The sequence below is a fragment of the Mycobacteriales bacterium genome, assembly GCA_036497565.1.
Classification (GTDB): domain Bacteria; phylum Actinomycetota; class Actinomycetes; order Mycobacteriales; family QHCD01; genus DASXJE01.
Map to the genome: position 1 here is coordinate 26,747 of DASXJE010000106.1, position 19,218 is coordinate 45,964.

General features: G+C 70.3%; 17 protein-coding genes and 1 tRNA gene. 5 read left to right on the forward strand and 13 right to left on the reverse strand.

The genetic code is table 11. The annotated features are described in order from the left end of the window. Nucleotides 1–38 precede the first annotated feature (38 nt). The 8 genes from prfA to argS form a co-directional block, all read right to left on the reverse strand. Complete coding sequence (gene prfA / locus VGH85_09385) at nt 39–1,127, reverse strand: peptide chain release factor 1 (protein ID HEY2174006.1); 1,089 nt, start codon at nt 1,125–1,127, stop codon at nt 39–41. Nucleotides 1,128–1,226: 99 nt separating this feature from the next. After that, nucleotides 1,227–1,451 carry a 50S ribosomal protein L31 gene (gene rpmE / locus VGH85_09390; GenBank protein ID HEY2174007.1) on the reverse strand — a complete coding sequence of 75 codons (225 nt, stop codon included), beginning with the start codon at nt 1,449–1,451 and terminating at the stop codon, nt 1,227–1,229. A 153-nt stretch (nt 1,452–1,604) separates the two neighbouring features. Next, nucleotides 1,605–3,425 (reverse strand): transcription termination factor Rho, encoded by a 1,821-nt coding sequence (gene rho, locus VGH85_09395; protein ID HEY2174008.1) that lies wholly within the window; start codon nt 3,423–3,425, stop codon nt 1,605–1,607. Nucleotides 3,426–3,913: 488 nt separating this feature from the next. Next, nucleotides 3,914–4,834, reverse strand: a complete 921-nt coding sequence (thrB, locus tag VGH85_09400) for a homoserine kinase (GenBank protein HEY2174009.1) — start codon at nt 4,832–4,834, stop codon at nt 3,914–3,916. Then, nucleotides 4,831–5,883 (reverse strand): threonine synthase, encoded by a 1,053-nt coding sequence (gene thrC, locus VGH85_09405; protein ID HEY2174010.1) that lies wholly within the window; start codon nt 5,881–5,883, stop codon nt 4,831–4,833. The genes thrB and thrC overlap by 4 nt, the downstream gene beginning before the upstream one ends. Further along, nucleotides 5,880–7,178 carry a homoserine dehydrogenase gene (locus tag VGH85_09410; GenBank protein ID HEY2174011.1) on the reverse strand — a complete coding sequence of 433 codons (1,299 nt, stop codon included), beginning with the start codon at nt 7,176–7,178 and terminating at the stop codon, nt 5,880–5,882. The genes thrC and VGH85_09410 overlap by 4 nt, the downstream gene beginning before the upstream one ends. Further along, a complete protein-coding gene (gene lysA / locus VGH85_09415; GenBank protein HEY2174012.1) occupies nt 7,175–8,575 on the reverse strand; it encodes a diaminopimelate decarboxylase in 1,401 nt (466 codons plus the stop codon). The genes VGH85_09410 and lysA overlap by 4 nt, the downstream gene beginning before the upstream one ends. Before the next feature lie 7 nt (nt 8,576–8,582). Then, nucleotides 8,583–10,226, reverse strand: coding sequence for an arginine--tRNA ligase (argS, locus tag VGH85_09420; GenBank protein HEY2174013.1), 1,644 nt, complete (start codon nt 10,224–10,226; stop codon nt 8,583–8,585). 120 nt (nt 10,227–10,346) lie between these two features. Here argS and VGH85_09425 point away from each other — a divergent pair. Continuing rightward, a tRNA-Arg gene (locus tag VGH85_09425) sits at nt 10,347–10,418 on the forward strand. Between the two features lie 16 nt (nt 10,419–10,434). On the opposite strand, the gene VGH85_09430 is transcribed toward VGH85_09425, so the two are convergent. The 3 genes from VGH85_09430 to VGH85_09440 form a co-directional block, all read right to left on the reverse strand. Continuing rightward, nucleotides 10,435–11,244, reverse strand: a complete 810-nt coding sequence (locus VGH85_09430; protein ID HEY2174014.1) for a DUF1684 domain-containing protein — start codon at nt 11,242–11,244, stop codon at nt 10,435–10,437. Between the two features lie 147 nt (nt 11,245–11,391). Then, a complete protein-coding gene (locus VGH85_09435; protein ID HEY2174015.1) occupies nt 11,392–11,922 on the reverse strand; it encodes a hypothetical protein in 531 nt (176 codons plus the stop codon). A gap of 145 nt (nt 11,923–12,067) precedes the next feature. Next, nucleotides 12,068–12,583 (reverse strand): GNAT family N-acetyltransferase, encoded by a 516-nt coding sequence (locus VGH85_09440; GenBank protein HEY2174016.1) that lies wholly within the window; start codon nt 12,581–12,583, stop codon nt 12,068–12,070. Between the two features lie 240 nt (nt 12,584–12,823). On the opposite strand from VGH85_09440, the gene VGH85_09445 reads away from it, so the two are divergent. Beyond that, complete coding sequence (locus tag VGH85_09445) at nt 12,824–14,446, forward strand: flavin monoamine oxidase family protein (GenBank protein ID HEY2174017.1); 1,623 nt, start codon at nt 12,824–12,826, stop codon at nt 14,444–14,446. A gap of 106 nt (nt 14,447–14,552) precedes the next feature. Here VGH85_09445 and VGH85_09450 read toward each other — a convergent pair whose 3' ends face one another. Continuing rightward, a complete protein-coding gene (locus VGH85_09450) occupies nt 14,553–15,494 on the reverse strand; it encodes an aminoglycoside phosphotransferase family protein (protein ID HEY2174018.1) in 942 nt (313 codons plus the stop codon). A gap of 59 nt (nt 15,495–15,553) precedes the next feature. On the opposite strand from VGH85_09450, the gene VGH85_09455 reads away from it, so the two are divergent. Beyond that, entirely contained in the window at nt 15,554–16,081 is a 528-nt protein-coding gene (locus VGH85_09455) for an AAA family ATPase (GenBank protein ID HEY2174019.1), read from the forward strand. Here VGH85_09455 and VGH85_09460 read toward each other — a convergent pair. Next, nucleotides 16,062–16,589 (reverse strand): hypothetical protein, encoded by a 528-nt coding sequence (locus tag VGH85_09460; GenBank protein HEY2174020.1) that lies wholly within the window; start codon nt 16,587–16,589, stop codon nt 16,062–16,064. The two genes, VGH85_09455 and VGH85_09460, sit on opposite strands and share 20 nt — an antisense overlap. A 158-nt stretch (nt 16,590–16,747) precedes the next feature. Here VGH85_09460 and VGH85_09465 point away from each other — a divergent pair, with 158 nt between their 5' ends. After that, nucleotides 16,748–17,776 carry an ROK family protein gene (locus VGH85_09465; GenBank protein HEY2174021.1) on the forward strand — a complete coding sequence of 343 codons (1,029 nt, stop codon included), beginning with the start codon at nt 16,748–16,750 and terminating at the stop codon, nt 17,774–17,776. 44 nt (nt 17,777–17,820) lie between these two features. Then, complete coding sequence (lat, locus tag VGH85_09470) at nt 17,821–19,179, forward strand: L-lysine 6-transaminase (GenBank protein ID HEY2174022.1); 1,359 nt, start codon at nt 17,821–17,823, stop codon at nt 19,177–19,179. Nucleotides 19,180–19,218: the final 39 nt, after the last annotated feature.

A 19,218-nucleotide genomic window follows, 5' to 3' on the forward strand; every position in this document is an offset into this window, starting at 1 on the left:
GGGCTGTCATGGTCGTGCCGTCATGGTCGGGCGCGCGATCAGCGGGAGGGTGGTGCGGCGTCGGTGTCGGCGAGCATCGCCTCGGCGTCGGCGCGGGTCAGCGCGTCGATGACGGCGTCGAGGTCACCGTCGAGCACCTGGTCGAGGTTGTAGGCCTTGTAGCCGACGCGGTGGTCGGAGATGCGGCTCTCCGGGTAGTTGTAGGTACGGATCCGCTCACTCCGGTCGACGGTGCGCACCTGGCTGTGGCGGGCGTCGGCGGCTTCCTGGTCGGCCCGCTCCTGCGCGATCGCGAGCAGCCTGGCGCGCATCACCCGCAGCGCCGCCTCCCGATTCTGCAGCTGGCTCTTCTCGTTCTGCATGGACACGACGGTGCCGGTCGGGACATGGGTGAGCCGCACGGCCGAGTCGGTGGTGTTGACGCTCTGCCCGCCCGGCCCGGACGAGCGGAACACGTCGACCCGCAGGTCGTTCGGGTCGAGTGCGACCTCGACGTCCTCGGCCTCCGGCAGCACCAGTACGCCGGCCGCCGAGGTGTGGATGCGGCCCTGCGACTCGGTGACCGGGACGCGCTGCACGCGGTGTACGCCGCCTTCGTACTTCAGCCGACTCCACACCCCGCCTCGGCCGCGTGCCTTCACACCGACGCTGACGTCGCGGTAGCCGCCGAGCTCGGTCGGTTCCGCGTCGAGCACCTCGGTCTGCCAGCCCCGCCGCTCGGCGTACCGCAGGTACATCCGCAGCAGGTCGCCGGCGAAGAGGGCCGACTCCTCGCCGCCCTCGCCGGCCTTGACCTGCAGGATCACGTCCTTGGCGTCGTTCGGGTCCTTGGGCAGCAGCTGTTCGCGCAGCTTCGCGTGGAGTTCGTCGATCCGTACGTCGAGCTCTGCCGCCTCGCGGGCGAACGACGGGTCCTCGTGGGCGAGCTCGCGGGCGGCGTCCCGATCGTTGCGGGCCGCCTCGAGCTGGCGGGCGGTCTCCACGACCGGACCCAGCTCGGCGTAACGGCGGCTCAGGGTGCGGGCCCGGGCCTGGTCAGCGTGGACCGCCGGGTCGGCGAGGGTGCGCTCGAGCTCGGCGTGCTCCGCGAGCAGCCCGGGCAGCGCCTCGGGTGTCACGTCGCTCATCGCTGCCTCCCTCTCGAGCGGACCGTCCGGTTCGTCGGCGTACCCGGTCCGGACAGCGCACGACGCCCGACCCAGATCGGGTCGGGCGTCGTGTCGGTGCTATTTGGCGTCGTTGCGGGCGCGCTTGCCGAACCGCTTCTCGAAGCGAGCCACCCGGCCACCGGTGTCGAGGATCTTCTGCTTGCCGGTGTAGAAGGGGTGGCAGGCCGAGCACATCTCGGCGTGCATGGTCCCGGACTTCGCGGTGCTCCGGGTGGTGAAGGTGTTACCACAGGAACAGGTGACCTGGGTGGTCACGTACTCCGGGTGAATGCCTGTCTTCAACGGATGTCCTTTCGTCGTGGTCGCCGGGTCGCCCGAATCGTGCTGGACGTGAACCGGAACCGATCTCCGTCACCAGTGTGCCAGACGGGTCCATTTGGGCGGACCCGCCGGCACTGGCAGGTGAACGCCGGAGCGTCCCCGATTAGTCCTGCGCTAGTCCTGGGGCGACATCGTCGTCGTCTTCTGCACCTGCATGAGGAATTCGACGTTGGTCGCCGTCTTCCGCAGCCGGTCCAGGACCAGTTCCAGCGCCTGCTGGGACTCCAGGGCGTGGAGCACCCGGCGGAGCTTGATCACGATCGCCAGCTCGTCCGGCGGGAGGAGGATCTCCTCCTTCCGGGTGCCGGACGGATCGATGTCGATCGCCGGGAACACCCGCTTGTCGGCCAGCCTGCGGTCGAGGTAGAGCTCGGCGTTGCCGGTGCCCTTGTACTCCTCGTAGATCACCGTGTCGCCGGTGGAGCCGGTCTGCACCAGCGCCGTGGCGAGGATGGTCAGGGACCCGCCGTTCTCGATGTTGCGGGCCGCGCCGAGGAAACGCTTCGGCGGGTAGAGGGCGGTCGAGTCGATACCACCGGAGAGGATCCGGCCGCTGGCCGGCGACGCGTTGTTGTAGGCGCGCCCGAGCCGCGTGATCGAGTCGAGCAGGACGACCACGTCGTGGCCACTCTCGACCAGTCGCTTGGCCCGCTCGATCGCCAGCTCCGAGACCGTGGTGTGGTCCGACGGCGGCCGGTCGAAGGTCGAGGCGATGACCTCACCCTTCACCGACCGCTGCATGTCGGTGACTTCCTCAGGACGCTCGTCCACCAGGACGACCATGAGGTGGCACTCGGGGTTGTTGGTGGTGATGGCGTTGGCGATCGCCTGCAGCACCATCGTCTTGCCGGCCTTCGGCGGGCTGACGATGAGGGCACGCTGACCCTTGCCGATCGGCATCACCAGGTCGATCACCCGGGTGGTGAGCAGGTGAGGCTCGGTCTCGAGGCGCAACCGCTCCTGCGGGTAGAGCGGAGTCAGCTTGTGGAACTCCGGGCGCTTGCGCGCCTCGTCCGGCTCCAGCCCGTTGACCGTGTCGAGGCGGACGAGGGCGTTGTACTTGTCCCGCCGCTCCCCTTCGCGGGGCTGGCGGACCGCGCCGGTGATCGCGTCGCCGCGGCGCAGACCGTTTTTGCGGACCTGCGACAGCGAGACGTAGACGTCGTTCGGGCCGGTCAGGTAGCCCTGGGTCCGGACGAACGCGTAGTTGTCGAGGATGTCGAGGATCCCGGCGACCGGGAGCAGGACGTCGTCCTCGGCGATGACGGGCTCGGGCTCGCCGCCGAAGCGGTCCCGTTGGCCACCACCGCCACCACCGCTGCGCCGCTGCCGATCGCGGAACCGGCCACGCCGCCGGCGACCGCCGCCACCGCCGTCGAAGTCGTCGTCGCGCTGCTGGTTGTCCGAACGCTGGTTATCGCGCTGGTTGTCCGAGCGCTGGTTGTCCGAGCGCTGGTTGTCCGAACGCTGGTTGTCCGAACGCTGGTTGTCCGAGCGCTGGTTGTCGCGCTGCTGGTTGTCCCGCTGGCGGTTGTCCGACCGGCGCTGGTTGTCCGAGCGCTGGTTGTCCCGCTGCTGGTTGTCCGAGCGCTGGCTCTCGCCGCCGGCGCCCTCGCCTTGCGCGGCCGGCCGGTCGCCGGAGCTCGCGGCAGCGGGCTCGGGACGGTCGGCGGCCTCCGGGCTGTCGGTCCGGTTGGACTGGTCGGCGGTCTCGGCGGGCGCGTCCGCTGCCGGTGACCCGGCCGGACGACGCGCGCTGCGGCGGCTCCGGCTGGGTGCCTCCCCAGCGGTCGCCGGCTGCGCCGAGGCGGCCGGAGCATCGGAGGATCCGCCCTGCTTGGCCTTGATGGCCGCGATCAGGTCGCTCTTTCGCATGCGACCGGTGTCCGCAATCCCGATGCTGCGTGCGAGCTCCTGGAGCTCGGCTAGCACCATTCCGGACAATCCGGCGCGGCGGCGGGGGCGGGACGCCCCGTCTACGGGGGCGGATTCCTCCCGTGCCGCAGAAGTTGATCGACCGGCGGAGCCGGTCGGTTGTGAAACGCCGCCCTGTGCCGCGGAGTCGGGCACATCGGTACGGACGTCGGTGATGTCGCTCAAGTGAGGGGTCCTTCCCTACGACGGTCCCATCGGAATGCGGGGCCGGTGCGGAGCGACCGGCGAATGCCGGGTGGGTCACCCACCGTGTAGTGGACGACGATCAGGGCAGCCGGGGCGCGTCCGGTCTCGGTCATGATGCGCTGCAGGATCCCTGAACCATCTGACCGAAATCACGGAGAATGCGGATTGTCGACGTACGCCGGAAACAACGACTTCGGCAATTCCGCCTCGAGCACGCCCACTGGCGGCTGATGCAGCAACACTAGACGGTCCGCTCACCCTGGGCAACACTGACCCGCGAACCCGCATTCCCGGAGGCCCGGTCAGGTACCCTGCGTCGCCCGGGCGCCGGCATGGTCGATCGCCGGTCGGGCGACCGTCCAGCGCGGCGGGGCCCAATCCTCGATCCGGTCGCCGGCGGCTTCCCCGGCTGGCAGGAAGACCAGCACGCTCGGTCCCGCCCCGGAGATCACCGCCGGCAGTCCGGCCTCGCGCAGCCGGGTCACCAGCTTCGCCGACTCCGGCATCGCGGGTGCCCGGTAGGGCTGGTGGAGCCGGTCGTCGGTCGCCGCCATCAGCAGGGCGGGCGCCGTGGTGAGCGCATGGACCAGCAGGGCGGCCCGGCCGGCCGTGTGGGCGGCATCTGCGTGCGGCACCGTGGCCGGGAGCAGCCCACGGGTCTGCGCGGTCGACGACGTGTAGGGCGGCACGAAGACAACCGGGGCGACCCCGGCGTTGGGCTCGAGCCGGACCGCGTGATCGTGCCCGTCGGCCCGCCACGCCAGGGTCAATCCTCCCCACAGACACGCGGCGACGTTGTCGGGATGGCCGTCGAGGCGGGCGGCCAGGGCGAGGGTCGCGTCGTCGTCCAGCAGCCGTACGCCGTCCTCGATCAGCCCCCGCGCGGCCAGCACGCCGGCGACGATGGCCGCCGCCGAGGAACCGAGCCCCCGGGCCTGCGGAATCCGATTCGTGCACCGCAGCCGGAGCCCCGGCAGCCGCGCATTCATCGCCTCGGTCGCCGCCCGGGCGGCGACCGCCACGAGATGCCGCCCGTCGCGGGGCAGGTCGGCGGCTCCCTCCCCCTCCACGGTGACCTCGACGCCGTCAGCGGCGACCTCCGCCTCGACCTCGTCGTAGAGCCCCAGCGCCAGACCGAAGGCGTCGAAGCCGGGGCCGAGGTTGGCGCTGGTCGCCGGGACCCGCACCCGCACCCGCACCCGCCCGGGCGTGCTGGAACTCACACCAATCCGAGCGCCGCGGCCGCGGCCGCGGCGTCGATCGGCACGGTCACCGGCGTCGGCGCCCCGGAGATCGCCCAGTCGGGATCCTTCAGCCCGTTGCCGGTCACTGTGCAGACCACCCGACTCCCCGTCGGCAGCCGGCCGTCGGCGGCGGTGGCGAGCAGGCCGGCGACGCTGGCGGCCGACGCGGGTTCGACGAACACTCCCTCGCTGCGGGCCAGGAGCCGGTAGGCCTCGAGGATCTGCCGGTCGGTCACCGCGTCGATCAGGCCCTTCGACTCGTCCCGCGCCGTGATCGCCGACCCCCACGAGGCCGGGTTGCCGATCCGGATCGCGGTGGCGATGGTGATCGGCCGCTCGACGGGGGCGCCGGTGACGATCGGCGCCGCTCCGGAGGCCTGGAAACCGAACATCCGCGGCCGCTCCGGGACGATTCCGTCGCGATGGTATTCGCCGTAGCCCCGCCAGTACGCCGTGATGTTGCCGGCATTGCCGACCGGCAGGCAGTGCACGTCCGGGGCGCCGCCGAGGGCGTCGCAGATCTCGAACGCGGCCGTCTTCTGGCCCTCGATCCGGTCCGGGTTGACCGAGTTGACCAGCGTCACCGGATAGTGGTCGGCGAGGTCGCGGGCCAGCGTCAGGCAGTCGTCGAACGACCCGTCGACCTGCAGCAGCCGCGCGCCGTGCACCAGGGCCTGCGCGAGCTTGCCCAGGGCGATCTTGCCCTGCGGGACCAGGACGGCACAGGTCAGGCCGGCGCGCACGGCGTAGGCCGACGCACTCGCGCTGGTGTTGCCGGTGCTCGCGCAGATCACCGCCTGACTCCCGGCGGCCACGGCCTTGGTGATCGCCACCGTCATGCCCCGGTCCTTGAAGGAACCGGTCGGGTTGGCTCCCTCGACCTTCAGCAGCACCTCGCAGTCGGTACGCCGGGACAGCTCCGGCGCGGCGAGCAGCGGCGTCCCACCCTCGTAGAGGGTGACCACCCGGTCGTCCCGGGAGACGGGAAGCCGGTCGGCGTATTCCGCAATGACCCCGTGCCACGTCATGTGACCGCCTCCCCCTCCACCCGCATCACGCTGGTGACCTCGCGGACCACGTCGAGCCCACGCAGATCCTGCACCGTCTGCGACAACGCCGCATCGGGGGCGACATGGCTGACCAGCACGAGGGTCGCGTCGTCCCCGCGGCCCTCCTGCCGCACCGTCGAGATGCTCACGTCGTGTTCGGCGAAGGCCTGCGCGACGGCGGCCAGCACACCGGCGCGGTCCCGGACGTCGAGGCTGACGTGGTAGCGGGTCAACGTCTCGCCGATCGGGCGCACCGGCAGGTCGGCGTAGGCAGACTCCCCCGCCCCGCGCCGGCCGGCCACCCGGTTGCGGGCGACGGCCACCAGGTCTCCGAGCACGGCGCTCGCGGTGGGTGGGCCGCCCGCGCCCCGGCCGTAGAACATCAGCTGTCCGGCGGCGTCGCCCTCGACGAAGACGGCGTTGAAGGCGTCACCCACACCGGCCAACGGGTGCGTGCGCGGGATCATCGCCGGGTGCACCCGCACGGCCACCGATTCCCCGCCCGGATCGGTGAGCCGCTCGCAGATCGCCAGCGCCTTGATCGTGCACCCCATGCTCTGCGCGCTCACGACGTCCGCCGAGGTGACGCCGGAGATGCCCTCGCGGTGTACGTCGCCCGCGGTCACCCGGGTGTGGAAGGCGAGCTCGGCGAGGATCGCGGCCTTCGCCGCCGCATCGAAGCCGTCGATGTCGGAGGTGGGATCGGCCTCGGCGTAGCCGAGCGCCGTCGCCTCCTCCAGCGCTTCCCCGAAGCCGGTCCCCGTCTCGTCCATCCGGGACAGCACGAAGTTGGTGGTGCCGTTGACGATGCCCATCACGCGGGTGATCCGGTCGCCGGCGAGCGACTCGCGCAACGGGCGTAGCAACGGGATCGCGCCGCCGACCGACGCCTCGAAGTAGAGGTCGACGTCACTCGCGCGGGCCGCGGCGTGCAGTGCCGCGCCGTCCTCGGCGAGCAGCGCCTTGTTGGCGGTCACCACCGACTTGCCCGCCTTCATGGCGGTGAGCAGCAGCGACCGGGCCGGCTCGATACCGCCGATCACCTCCACGACGACGTCGACGTCGGACCGGGTCACCAACTCCTGGGCGTCGGCGGTGAGCAGCCCGTCCGGCACGTCATGGTGTCGCTGCGGGCGGCGTACGGCGATCCCGGCCAGCTGCACCGACGCGCCGACCCGGGCGGCAAGATCGTCCGCCTGTTCTTCGATCAGCCGGACGACCTGGCTGCCGACGACGCCGCAGCCGAGGAGAGCGACCCGGATCGGCGCGGTCATCGCGCCTCCTGGGTCACGACGTCGAGGCGGAGCAGGTCGTCCTCGGTCTCGCGCCGGACGATCAGCCGGGCGACCCCGTCGCGCACCGCCACCACCGGCGGTCGCGGCACGTGGTTGTAGTTGCTCGCCATGCTCCGGCAATAGGCCCCGGTCGCGGCGACGGCGAGTAGGTCGCCGGGGACCACGTCGGCCGGCAGCCAGGCATCGCGCACGACGATATCCCCGCTCTCACAGTGCTTTCCGGCCACGCGAGCCAGCATCGGCGGCGCCGACGAGACGCGGGAGGCGAGCGTGCAGGTGTAGGTGGCGTCGTAGAGCGCGGTCCGGATGTTGTCGCTCATTCCCCCGTCGACCGCGACGTAGGTACGCAGGTCGTCGACGTTCTTGACGGTGCCGACCTCGTAGAGGGTGACGGTGCCCGGGCCGGCGATCGCCCGGCCGGGTTCGACGGCGAGCTTGGGCAACGGGTAACCGATCGCCGCGCATTCCCGCCGGACTATTCCGACGAGCTGCGCGGCGACGTTCTCCACCGAGATCGGGTCGTCGGCGGCGGTGTAGGCGATGCCGAGCCCGCCACCGAGGTCGAGCAGCGGCACCGTCACCCCGAGTTGGTCGCGCATCTGCGCGAGCAGCTCCACAGCGCGGTGCGCGGAGACCTCGAAGGCCGCGGTGTCGAAGATCTGCGAGCCGATGTGGCTGTGGATCCCGACGAGGTCGAGGGAACGGTGACCCTCGACCCGGCGTACCGCCTCCAACGCCGCACCGGAGGCGAGTGAGAAGCCGAACTTCTGGTCTTCGTGTGCGGTCGCGATGAACTCGTGGGTGTGCGCCTCGACCCCGACGGTCGCGCGGACCAGGACCGGCTGCCGGATGCCGCGCCGGTCGGCGATCGCCGCCAGCCGCGCGATCTCGACGAAGGAGTCGACCACGATCCGCCCGACGCCGGCATCGACGGCACGTTCGAGCTCGGAGACCGATTTGTTGTTGCCGTGTACGGCGATCCGCTCGACGGGGAACCCGGCGCGCAAGGCGGCCGTGAGTTCACCGCCGGTGCAGACGTCGAGTCCCAGGCCCTCCTGATCGACCCAGCGGAGCACCTCGAGGCAGCAGAACGCCTTCGTCGCGTAGTGCACGTCGGCGCCGTCGAACGCGGCGAGGAAGTCGGCGCACCGGTGCCGGAAGTCGGCCTCGTCGACGACGTAGGCCGGTGTCCCGAACTCCGCGGCCAGATCGCGGACGTCGACGCCGGCGGCGAGCAGCGCGCCGTCGGCGCCGCGGTGCAGCCCCTTCGGCCACACCGTCGGAGCGAGCTCGGAGAGGTCGTCGGCCGGCCGCGGTAGGCCGGCCGGTGCCTGGGTCACGTCGGCGTGCAGCGCTCCGGCTTCATGCGTTCTCACGGCCGGTTCACATCCGCTCGGGCGCGCTCACACCCAGCAGACCGAGACCGTTGGCGAGCACCACCCGCGTCGCCTCGCAGAGCCACAGCCGGGCACCGGTCAGAGGGGTCGCCTCGTCGTCGCCCTGCGGCAGGACCCGGCAGGCGTCGTAGAAGCGGTGATAGGTGCCGGCGAGCGACTCGAGGTAGCGGGCGACCCGGTGCGGCTCGCGCAACTCCGCGGCCGAGGCGACCACCCGCGGATATTCGCCGAGTGCGGCGAGCAGGTCGGTCTCCTGCGGGTGGCCGAGCAGTGCCGGGTCGAAATCATCACCCCGCTCGATCCCGAGCTCGGCCGCATTGCGCTGCAACGAGGCGAGCCGGGCGTGCGCGTATTGCACGTAGAACACGGGGTTGTCGCTGGTGGCGCTCGCCCACAGATCGAGGTCGAGGTCGATCGTCGAGTCCATCGACCAGCGCACCAGTGCATAACGCGCGGCGTCGACCCCGATCGCGGCGACCAGGTCGTCGAGGGTCAGCAGGTTGCCGGCCCGCTTGGACATCTTGCCGCCGTGCAGCGTGACCATCTGGCCGATCAGGATCTCCAGCGTCCGGTCGGGGTCCTCGCCGAGGCCGGCGACCAGCGCACGCATCCGCCCGACGTAGCCGTGGTGGTCGGCGCCGAGAATGATCACTGCCCGGTCGAAGCCGCGTTCGCGCTTGTCGACGTAGTAGGCCAGGTCGGCGTTGAAGTAGGTCGGACGGCCGTTGCTGCGCACGATGACGCGGTCCTTGTCATCGCCGAAGTCGGTCGTACGCAGCCACACCGCGCCATCAGCCTCGTAGACGTGGCCGGAGTCGCGCAGTCGCTGCACCGTGTCGTCGATCGCCCCGGAGGTGTGCAACTCGTTCTCGTTGAAGTAGACGTCGAAGACGACGCCGAAGCTGGCGAGCGACTGCTTGATCTCGGTGAACATCATCTGGACGCCGTCGCGGCGGAACACCTCGACGGCCTTGTCCTCCGGCGCATCGAGCACCCCGGGGTTGGCCGCGACCACGCGGTCGGCGATCTCGGCGATGTAGTCGCCCCGGTAGCCGTTCTCCGGAATCGGCCGCCCGGTCGCGGCGGCGTAGAGCGACGCGGCGAATCGGTCGATCTGGCCACCGGCGTCGTTGAAGTAGTACTCCCGGGTGACCTCAGCACCTCCGGCGGCGAGCAGCCGGGCGACGGCGTCGCCCACGGCCGCCCAGCGCACCGCCCCGATGTGCACCGGCCCCACCGGGTTGGCCGAGACGAACTCGAGGTTGATCTTCTGGCCGGCGAGCTCGTCGGTCCGCCCGTACGCCTGGCCGGCCGTGACGACGGTGCGGGCCAGCTCGCCGAGCGCCGCCTGGGCGAGGGTGATGTTGAGGAATCCGGGTCCGGCGACTTCGACCTCGGTGATCCCGTCATGGGTGAGGAGACGACTGGCGAGCATTTCGGCGACCTCGCGCGGTGGCCGGCCGGCGGGCTTCGCCAGCCGCATCGCGACGTTGGTGGCGTAGTCCCCGTGGTCCCGGTTACGGGGCCGCTCCACGACCACCTCATCGGGCACCGGAACGTGCAACGCGCCATCGTCGACGGCCTTCTGGAGCGCGTCGCGGATGGCCTCGGCAAGGTCGGCGGGAGTCACTCCTGCAAGGCTACCGGGGAGAGGGCACCAGGCTGCACTGCGTTCCAGCCGGCCGGGCGCGACCGGCGCACCGCCGCGGCGGGACACGCCCTCCAGGCTGATAGCCTCTCGACGTCCCTGGCCCCCGTAGCTCAGGGGATAGAGCACCGCCCTCCGGAGGCGGGTGCGCAGGTTCGAATCCTGCCGGGGGCACCCTCAGTCGCTGCCGTCAACCGGCCCGCTCGTGCGGGATCTTGTCGCCCGCCTCGACGGCGACCGGCAGCCGGTTCTCGGCCGGCGGAAGCGGGCACGTCGCGAGATCGGTGTATGCGCAGGGCAGATTAGCGGCCCGGTTGAAGTCCAGCGTCACCAGTCCGTCGTCGTCGGGCGCGTCGATCTGCAGGGACCGATTGGCGGCGTACGTCGTCACACCGGACGTGGCGTCGGTGAAGAGCACCGACAGGGTGCCGGGCTTCTTTCCGTTGAAAGCCGTGAGGGTCAGGTCCGCACCCTCCAGCGTGAACTCGATCCGGCCGGGCGAGTCGTAGACGTGCTGCAGACCCTCGACCACGGCGCCGACCGTGACCGGGCGCGGCGAGTCGAACGGCCGGAAGCGACCCGTGACCACCCAGCGCGGGTCCGGTGCGTAAGCCGGCGTCCCGGCGAAGGCGACCCGCAGCGGGTTGTCCGGATGGCGGGGTCGCACGATGTCATTGCCCCCGCGCTTGGCGACCTCGATCACCGCGTCGCCGAAGACCACATTGATGCCGCCACGTTCCGGGATGACGCCGAAGTGGTGGGTGCCGTGCACGGGCACGTCGTCGACGACCAGCTCCTCGCCGTCGTCCAAGGCCACCGTCACACCGTCGACGCCGGTGCTCCAGACACCGGGCGCGTCCGCGAGCCTGGTCGGCTCGCCGGAGAGGTAGTGCAGCTGGGTGATGGCGAGAAACCCGTGTGGGTCGCCGAGCGCTGCGTCGTGCTCGCCGTGCCAGCCCTCCCAGGTGGCTACGAAGGTGTCGATGTCCTGAACGGTCATGTCGCTCCCTGTCGTCGCAGTTAGGGGGTCAACCGCCATCCTCCACCCGGCATTCCCGGCCTTATCGGTAGGGATTACCGATCCCGGCGAGCCGCATTCAGAAGCGCCGCGTGGTCCTGCGCATCGAGTTTTCGTGCTGGGCGTGACCTACGCGCGGTGGGTTCCGGCGTCGTCCCGCGGGCGCTCGACGGCGTCGCGGTCATCGTTCACGTCGCGTCGTTCGGCCACCGTGCGGCGATCCTCGGGCTCGCTGTCATCGACCGCGGGCGGGTTCTCGACGGAGTGGCGACCCGCGCCCACGGTCTGGTCGTCGTCGACACGTGCGTCACGACCCTCGGCCGGGACGTCCGGGTCGACCTCGTCGGCGGCGCGCAGCCGCTCCTGCTGATCGGCCTGGCGGCGCGAGGCGTGCTCGCCACGCTCCTCGGCCTGCACCTGAAGCTTCTCCGCGGTGGCGGCCTGGCGGTCGGACTCTGCGCGGGCCTGCTGCGCGAGCGCTTCCTTCTCGGCCGCCTCGGCCTCGTGCCTGCGTGCCGCCCTTTCGTCGGAGACTGCGCGAGTCCGGATCTCCTCCGCTTGCTCTCGGTTCCGGTTGTCTCGCTTGGTCTGCGTGCTCTTCCTGGCGGCCACAAGCACCACAGCCAGCACGATCAGGACCACGAGAACGACGATCAGCACAACGGTGCCACTACTCACGACTTCCTCCTGGATGGGACGTCTCGAACGTGGGCAACAGATGCCGGACCCCAGCCGGCGTGCACCGTCACCTACCCGCTGAACCAGCCCGTAATCACCGCGGCCGCCCTGCGCCCCCAGCTCGCCGTTACCGGCCGCGGACCATCCGTAACTCCCAGAGGCCGGTGTCGGCGTCCACATCCCGCTCGCCATCGGGCGCGAAACCGTGCTTGCGGTAGAACTGGTGTGCCCTCGGGTTGTCCTCGAAGACCCAGAGGTGCGCGGCCTTGGTCCCGACGGCGCGGTCGAGGAGGTCTGCGGCGATCCCTGAGCCGCGGTACGCCGCCGCGACGTACAGGCTCTTCAGCTCGAGCGGTGGCGCCGACCCGGCGTCGCGGCTCCGCGCCCAGCTGACGACGCCCACGATCTGTCCGCCCACCTCGGCGACGACGGCCCGGCGGCCGCCGTTGACCAGCCGGTCGCGCCACCGGACCGCCCGGTCGTCGACGTCGACACGGTCCAGGTAGTCCTGCGGAACCAGCCCCCGGTAGGCCTCCCGCCAGCACCGGGTGTGGAACTGCGCGATCGACCGGCTGTCCGACACCTGCGCGGCCCGAAGGGTCGCGCGCACGTCCTCGTCGTCCGCCCGTTGCTCAGTCGTCACGCCGGTCAGTTTCGCACCTGTCGCCGACCATCCATTCCGCTTGAACGTCACGTTCAAGCGGTCTAGCCGCATCAACGTCACGTTGGCGCGGAATAGGAGATGGCCGACGTCGGCGTACACGCGGGTGCGACGAGTCGCATCGTTAACAGTGGGGCAATTGTCGGACACGTCCCTGCAATACCGAAAGACCACCATGGGCCGCTCAGTCGGGGTACGGCGCACAACCCACGGAGGACCCACATGCCGCAGCCATCAGCACCTGGGCTCAGTCGACGAAAGTTCCTGCAGGCCGTCGGAGTCACCGGCGGCGCCGGGACGATGCTGTCGGCCATGGGGACGCTGGGACTCGCCCCGACGGCCGCCGACGCGGCGACGCCCGCGTTCACCCCTCCGCAGGCCTCGGACTTCCATCTCTCCGGGCGCAACGCCGGCAGCGTCATCATCCTCGGCGGCGGAGTCGCTGGGCTCGTCTCGGCGTACGAGCTGGGCAAGGCGGGCTACCGGTGCTCGATCCTCGAACCGCGCAGCCGGACCGGAGGGCGCAACTTCACCGCGCGGGCGGGTACCGAGCAGACCGACCTCTTCGGGCAGCGTCAGGTGGCGAAGTTCAGTGCGGGCCAGTACGTGAACTGCGGCCCCGCGCGACTGGCCCAATGGATGGTCACCCTCGACTACTGCCGCGAACTCGGGGTGCCGATCGAGGTCTTCACCAACTCCAACGCCGACGCTTACATCTACAACGAGAACTCCGGGATGACGCCGGGCAACCCCATGCGCTACCGCACCGCCAAGGCCGACGTCTACGGATACGTCGCCGAGCTTCTCGCCAAGGCGAGCTCGCAGGGTGCCCTGGACCAGGAGCTCACCGCGGTGGACCAGGAACGCCTGCTGTCCTTCCTCGAGGGATGGGGAGACATCGGCGCCAAGTCGGACGGTTACGCCTACACCGGGAGCACCCGCCGGGGCTACGACCCGTATCCGGGCGCCGCCGGAGCACCCGGCTCACCGCTGTCCCCGACACCCGACGTCTCCGCCGTCTTCGCTTCGGCGGTCGGCCGGTACTTCGCGTTCGAATTCGAGTTCGACCAGGCGATGCTGATGTTCCAGCCGGTCGGCGGAATGGACCAGATTCCCCAGGCGCTGACCCGCGCGATCGGGCCGGAGAAGGTCAAGCTGGGTGCTCAGGCGACGGGGATCACCCAGGCCGACGACGGGGTACGGGTCACCTACCGGGACGACGGCGGGCGCGAGCACGAAATCCGCGCGGACTACTGCATATCCGCAATGCCGCCGCATCTTCTCGCTCGGCTCCCGCACAACCTCGGCGACGACGTGCAGACGGCTCTGACCTCGATCACGCCGTCGTCGTCGAGCAAGATCGGTCTGGAGTACAAGAGCCGCTGGTGGGAAACCGACCACCGGATCTACGGCGGCATCACCGAGACCGACATGGATCTGGCCCACGTCTGGCACCCGTCGTACGGCTACCACGGTGAGCGCGGCGTCATCGTCGGCTACTACAACACCGGCTCGGACGCCGACACCTACGGAAAGATGACGCCCAAGCAGCGTGCGGACCGGGCGGTGATGCTCGGCGAGCGGATCTACGGACCGAAGTACCGCACCGAGTTGGCGTCATCCTTCTCCCAGTCCTGGCGCTACATCCCGCACCTGGAAGGCGCCTGGCACAGCCTGCCGGACAACACGCCGGATGCGCCGGTCCTCAAGCCGTTGGCAAAGCCGGCTGGACGGGTTCTCTTCGCCGGCGACTGGCTCTCCTACATGGACGCCTGGCAGCACGGCGCGATCCTGTCCGCACGAGAGGCCGTGACGGCGCTGCACGCACGCGCGCTCACGCACTGACGGCTGGCCGCCGCCCCTTCATTCGGCTTGAACGTCACGTTCAAGGCATCTAGCGGCATCAACGTCACGTTGATGCCGAATGGGAGCGGCGGAATGGGGGGCGGCGTCAGAGCAGCTGCTCGGCGGTGGTCAGATGCGGCCGGCCGAGTTCTTCGCCACCGACCTGCAGCGCGTACAGCCCGGTCGACACCCGTTCCAGGAAGCCCCACTCCCAGATCGCCGTCTCGTCCATTCCGGTACGGGTCGCCATCAGCCGGCTGTAGCGGCGGGCCAGGATCTGTGGCTCGGCCGCCGCCTGCAACTCCGGGCACCAGTCGCGCAGCGCCACGCCGAGGTCATACGTCGGGTCGCCGACGAACCCGTCCGGGTCGACGAAGACGAAGCCGGACTCCGCACCCGGGCGGGGCAGGTTCGTGCGCAGCGCGTTGGCCGGCGCCGCATCCCCGTGTACGACGACGCACCGACCGGCGTCGAAGGCGGCCGCACGGCGCGCCGCGAACTCCAGTGCCCGCGAGACCACCTGTTCAGGACAGGGCCGGTCGAGCTCCTCCCACAGCCCGGCGACCGACGAGGCGAGTGCACTCGCCTTGTCCATTGCCGGATCGGCCGACGGGTCGGTGTCCCGCGGGACCTCCCATGCCCGGCGCAGCAGGTCGCAGAGGATCTCGATCTGAGACTCGGGTGAGAGGCCGCTCCGATTCAGCGTCGGTCCGAGCGCCTCGAGCAGCATGGCCCGGCGGTCCGGGTCGTGGGCGTAGAGCTCGACGTAGCCGCGCCCGCGGGCCGCCGCGATCGTGCGCACCTCGCGGGCGAAGAGCGGGTCGGGGAGACACACCTTGACGACCGCGTCCGTCCCGTCGGGCTTACGGGCCATCGCGACGTAGCCGGTGAACCCTCCCCCGAGCGGCTCCCCGACCTGGATCGACCACGCCTTCTCGAGCTCGGCGATCAGGTCGGTCAACCCGGCGAGCCAGTCCTCGCCAGCCGCGCCGAGGTGCAGCGCCTTCTGCCGGACGACCGGCGACACGGTCCGCTCCCGATCGGTCATCGCACGATCCTCCCCCACTGCGGTGGCGGCCGGTCGGGTACGTCGTGGATCATGCGGGCGTGCTGATCGTCGTCTGTGGCCTGCCCGGAACCGGAAAGAGCACCGTCGCCGACGCCGTCGGCGAGACGTTGGGGGTACCCGTCTTCTCGGTCGATCCGATCGAGGCGGCGATCTGGCGTGCGGGTGTACCGGCGAGCCACGAGACCGGAGTGGCGGCCTATGAGGTGGCCGCGACGTTGGCAGCGCATCAGCTCGCCCTGGGGCTCACCGCGATCGTCGATGCTGTGAGCGAGATCGAGATCGCGCGGAACATGTGGCGCGAGGCGGCCCGCCGTACCGGCACGCAGATGCGGGTCATCGAGGTCGTCTGCACCGATGAGGATCTGCACCGCCGCCGGCTCGAGGGCCGGCGCCGGGACATCGAAGGCTTCTACGAACCGACCTGGGAGTCGGTGCAGGAGCGCCGGAAGGAATACGAGCAGTGGCAGGACGAACGGCTCGTGCTGGACTCCACGGAAGATCGGCGGGACAACCTCGACCGGGCGCTCGACTATTTGCAGACCGGGGTCACGGCGCCGCGGACATGAATATCTCGTGAGAGGTCTGCACGCGAAGGTCCTCCAGCGTCTCGATCTGGTCGTGCGCCCGCTCGAGCAGGAGGTCGAGCCGTTGGGCGTCGAACCGGCCGTCGCGCTCCGCCAAGGAACGCAGCGAGCGCCAGCACGCGGCCTTGCCCTCGACACCCAACCGCAGCGTCTCCAGTTCGATGAGGGAGCTCAGCGGTGACCGGCCCAACAGCTCGCCGTTGAGCTTGAGGCGGGTGACCTTCTCGGCGGCCCAGGCCGACCAGACCTTGTAGTGCCGGACCGGTACGCCGAGCTTGGTCATGATGTCGAGCAGGGCGCCACGATCCTCGGTGATGTCATCGACGAACGGCGCCAGCGTGCCGCCCATAGGCGTCCCGCGGTGGGCCGCGGCCACCCGGCGGGCCAGTTCGAGGCCGCTGGTCGATCCGGCCAGATGATCGTTGAGGTAGATGCCGAGCAGGTCGGACCCGGATCGGCCGGACTCCGGGTGTCGACGGACCCTCGCCATGACGCCTCCTGCCTCTGCGGCCTCTGCGTATGGGCCTCGGTGGATGGGCCTCGGTGTGTGGCTGGTCGGGCCCATGCTGCCTCGCCAAGACCATACCGGGGCGGCCTCGGGTGCCTCGGCCGCCGACCGTCCTGGGCCGAGCGGCTACATTTCCGAGGATGAGCACAGCAGCGACCTGGGCCGTCGTCGGACTCGACAACGGCGGGACCAACAACAACGCGACCGCACTCGACTCGACCGGCCGGTTCCTCGTGGACCATCTGGTCGAGACACCCAGCTTCGTCCAGGAAGGGCCGGAGATCGCGGTCGAGGCCCTCGTGCAGGCCCTGGAGAACGTCCTCAAGGTGACCGGGATGGCCAGGTCATCGGTGCGGGCGGTCGGCCTGGACACCCCGGGGCCGGCCAGCGCCGACGGCGTGATCTCGTCGAAGGGCGCCACGAACTTCTCCCAACTCGCGTGGCGCGGATTCGACTTCCGCGGCGCCCTGCAGGAGCGGATCGGACTGCCGGTCATCTACAACAACGACGGGAACGCCGCGGCACTTTACGCACATCACTCGCATTTCGGTGCCCAGTCGGCGGCCCGGTCGTCCATCTCGGCGATCGTGGGAACCGGCCTCGGGGGCGGGGTGATCGAATCCGGGCAGGTCGTCCGGGGCGCCGCGGGGATGGCCGGCGAACTGGGCCACGTCCACATTCCGATGCACGGTCTGCTCGAAGAGGGCCAGCCGATTCCGGCCTGCAACTGTGGCTCGGTCGGGGATGTGGAGAGCATCGCGTCGCTGTGCGGCATCGAGAACAACCTGCTCCCCTACTGGCTGACGCGCTTCGAGGGCCACGAGCTCGGCGCGGTCGAATCCACGGCCAAGGCGGCGCGGAATGTCCGGGGGTTGGGGGAAAGCGGCGACGCGCTGGCCCGCAAGATCTTCGAGCAGCAGGCCATGGCTCTCGGCCGGCTGTTCAGCATCGCCGCCAACTACAGCGACCCGCATGCCTACTTCCTGGGCGGCGGAGTCGTGGAGACCGCCCCGGCGTTCCGGGAGTGGTTCCTCGCCAAGGTGCGGGAGCACACCGCACTGCGGGAGGAGCAGGAACGGGTCGCCACCTTCGCGCTGGTCCCGGATCTGGACATGGCCGGCGCCCGGGGTTCCGCCGTCGCCGCCTACGAGTCCCTGGCCGACCGCTGAGATACCAACCCTGGGAGGGCAGTGCGCTGCGTAGTGTCGGGGGTATGACAGGCGTCGCAGAGAAGGGCTACCTCAGCGTCGAGGTACCCGCCGAGAAAGTGCGTGATGTGCTCGGTGAGCACCTATTGGTCGAGGCGTTCCGGCTGGTCCTGGACACCAAACGCAGCCGCGGAGCATGGCTGGTGGACGCGATCACCGGAGACCGGTATCTGGACTTCTACACCTTTTTCGCCTCGGCTCCGCTGGGCGTCAACCCGCCCGGCATCGTCGACGATCCGGAGTTCATGGCGACCCTCGCCGAGATCGCCGCGAACAAGCCGGCGAACTCCGACATCTACTCGAGCCACCTCGCCGAGTTCAGCGAGACGTTCTACCGGGTGCTCGGTGACCCGGCGCTGCCGCACCTCTTCTTCGTCGAAGGCGGTGCGCTGGCCGTCGAGAACGCGCTCAAGACGGCGTTCGACTGGAAGAGCCGCCGCAACGAGGCGGCCGGCCGGTCGCGCGATCTGGGCACCCAGGTCATGCACCTCACCAAGGCCTTCCACGGGCGCAGCGGCTACACCTTGTCGCTGACCAACACCGACCCGGTCAAGGTCGACCGTTACCCCCGCTTCAGCTGGCCACGCATCGACGTACCAGTGATCACCTTCCCGCTCGAACGCCACCTCGCCGAGGTAGCGGCCGCCGAGCAGCACGCCCTCGCGCAGGCCCGGGCGGCGTTCGAGGCCAACCCGCACGACATCGCCTGCTTCCTCGCCGAACCGATCCAGGGCGAGGGCGGCGACAACCACATGCGGCCGGAGTTCCTGCTGGCGATGCAACAGCTGTGCCACGAGTACGACGCCCTGTTCGTCCTCGACGAGGTGCAGACCGGTGTCGGGGTGACCGGCACCACCTGGGCCTACCAGCAACTGGGACTCGAGCCGGACGTCGTGGCGTTCGCCAAGAAGGTCCAGGTCGGCGGTGTGATGGCCGGCCGCCGGGTCGACGAGGTTCCTGACAACGTCTTCCGGGTCCAGAGCCGCATCGGGTCGACCTGGGGTGGCGGGCTGGTCGACATGGTCCGGTCCCGGCGGATCCTGGAGATCATCGAGCGCGACGGTCTCTTCGAGCACGCCGCCCGGACCGGGAAGTGGTTCCTCACCCAGCTGCAGAACCTCGGCGACCGGCATCCCGCGACGGTGTCCAACGTGCGCGGGCGCGGGCTGATGTGCGCCTTCGACCTGCCGGACTCGGCCTCCCGCGACGCCGCGATCGCCCGGTTGCACGAGGAGCACGTCCTCGTCCTCCCATGCGGCGGGCGGTCGATCCGCTTCCGCCCACCGCTGCAGATCACCGAAGATGAGCTCGAGGTCGGGCTCAAAGCCCTCGACCGAGTCCTGGCCACACCGTCCGAAAGGTGATCCCGTTGGCTCGCCACATCTCTTCCGTGGTCTCCGGCC

Coding starts and splice junctions, on each gene's coding strand:
- prfA (HEY2174006.1), bottom strand. CDS start 1,127: ATGAGCGACGTGACACCCGAGGCGCTGCCCGGGCTGCTCGCGGAGCAC.
- rho (HEY2174008.1), bottom strand. CDS start 3,425: ATGGTGCTAGCCGAGCTCCAGGAGCTCGCACGCAGCATCGGGATTGCG.
- thrC (HEY2174010.1), bottom strand. CDS start 5,883: ATGACGTGGCACGGGGTCATTGCGGAATACGCCGACCGGCTTCCCGTC.
- VGH85_09410 (HEY2174011.1), bottom strand. CDS start 7,178: ATGACCGCGCCGATCCGGGTCGCTCTCCTCGGCTGCGGCGTCGTCGGC.
- VGH85_09430 (HEY2174014.1), bottom strand. CDS start 11,244: ATGACCGTTCAGGACATCGACACCTTCGTAGCCACCTGGGAGGGCTGG.
- VGH85_09445 (HEY2174017.1), top strand. CDS start 12,824: ATGCCGCAGCCATCAGCACCTGGGCTCAGTCGACGAAAGTTCCTGCAG.
- VGH85_09450 (HEY2174018.1), bottom strand. CDS start 15,494: ATGACCGATCGGGAGCGGACCGTGTCGCCGGTCGTCCGGCAGAAGGCG.
- VGH85_09460 (HEY2174020.1), bottom strand. CDS start 16,589: ATGGCGAGGGTCCGTCGACACCCGGAGTCCGGCCGATCCGGGTCCGAC.
- VGH85_09465 (HEY2174021.1), top strand. CDS start 16,748: ATGAGCACAGCAGCGACCTGGGCCGTCGTCGGACTCGACAACGGCGGG.
- lat (HEY2174022.1), top strand. CDS start 17,821: ATGACAGGCGTCGCAGAGAAGGGCTACCTCAGCGTCGAGGTACCCGCC.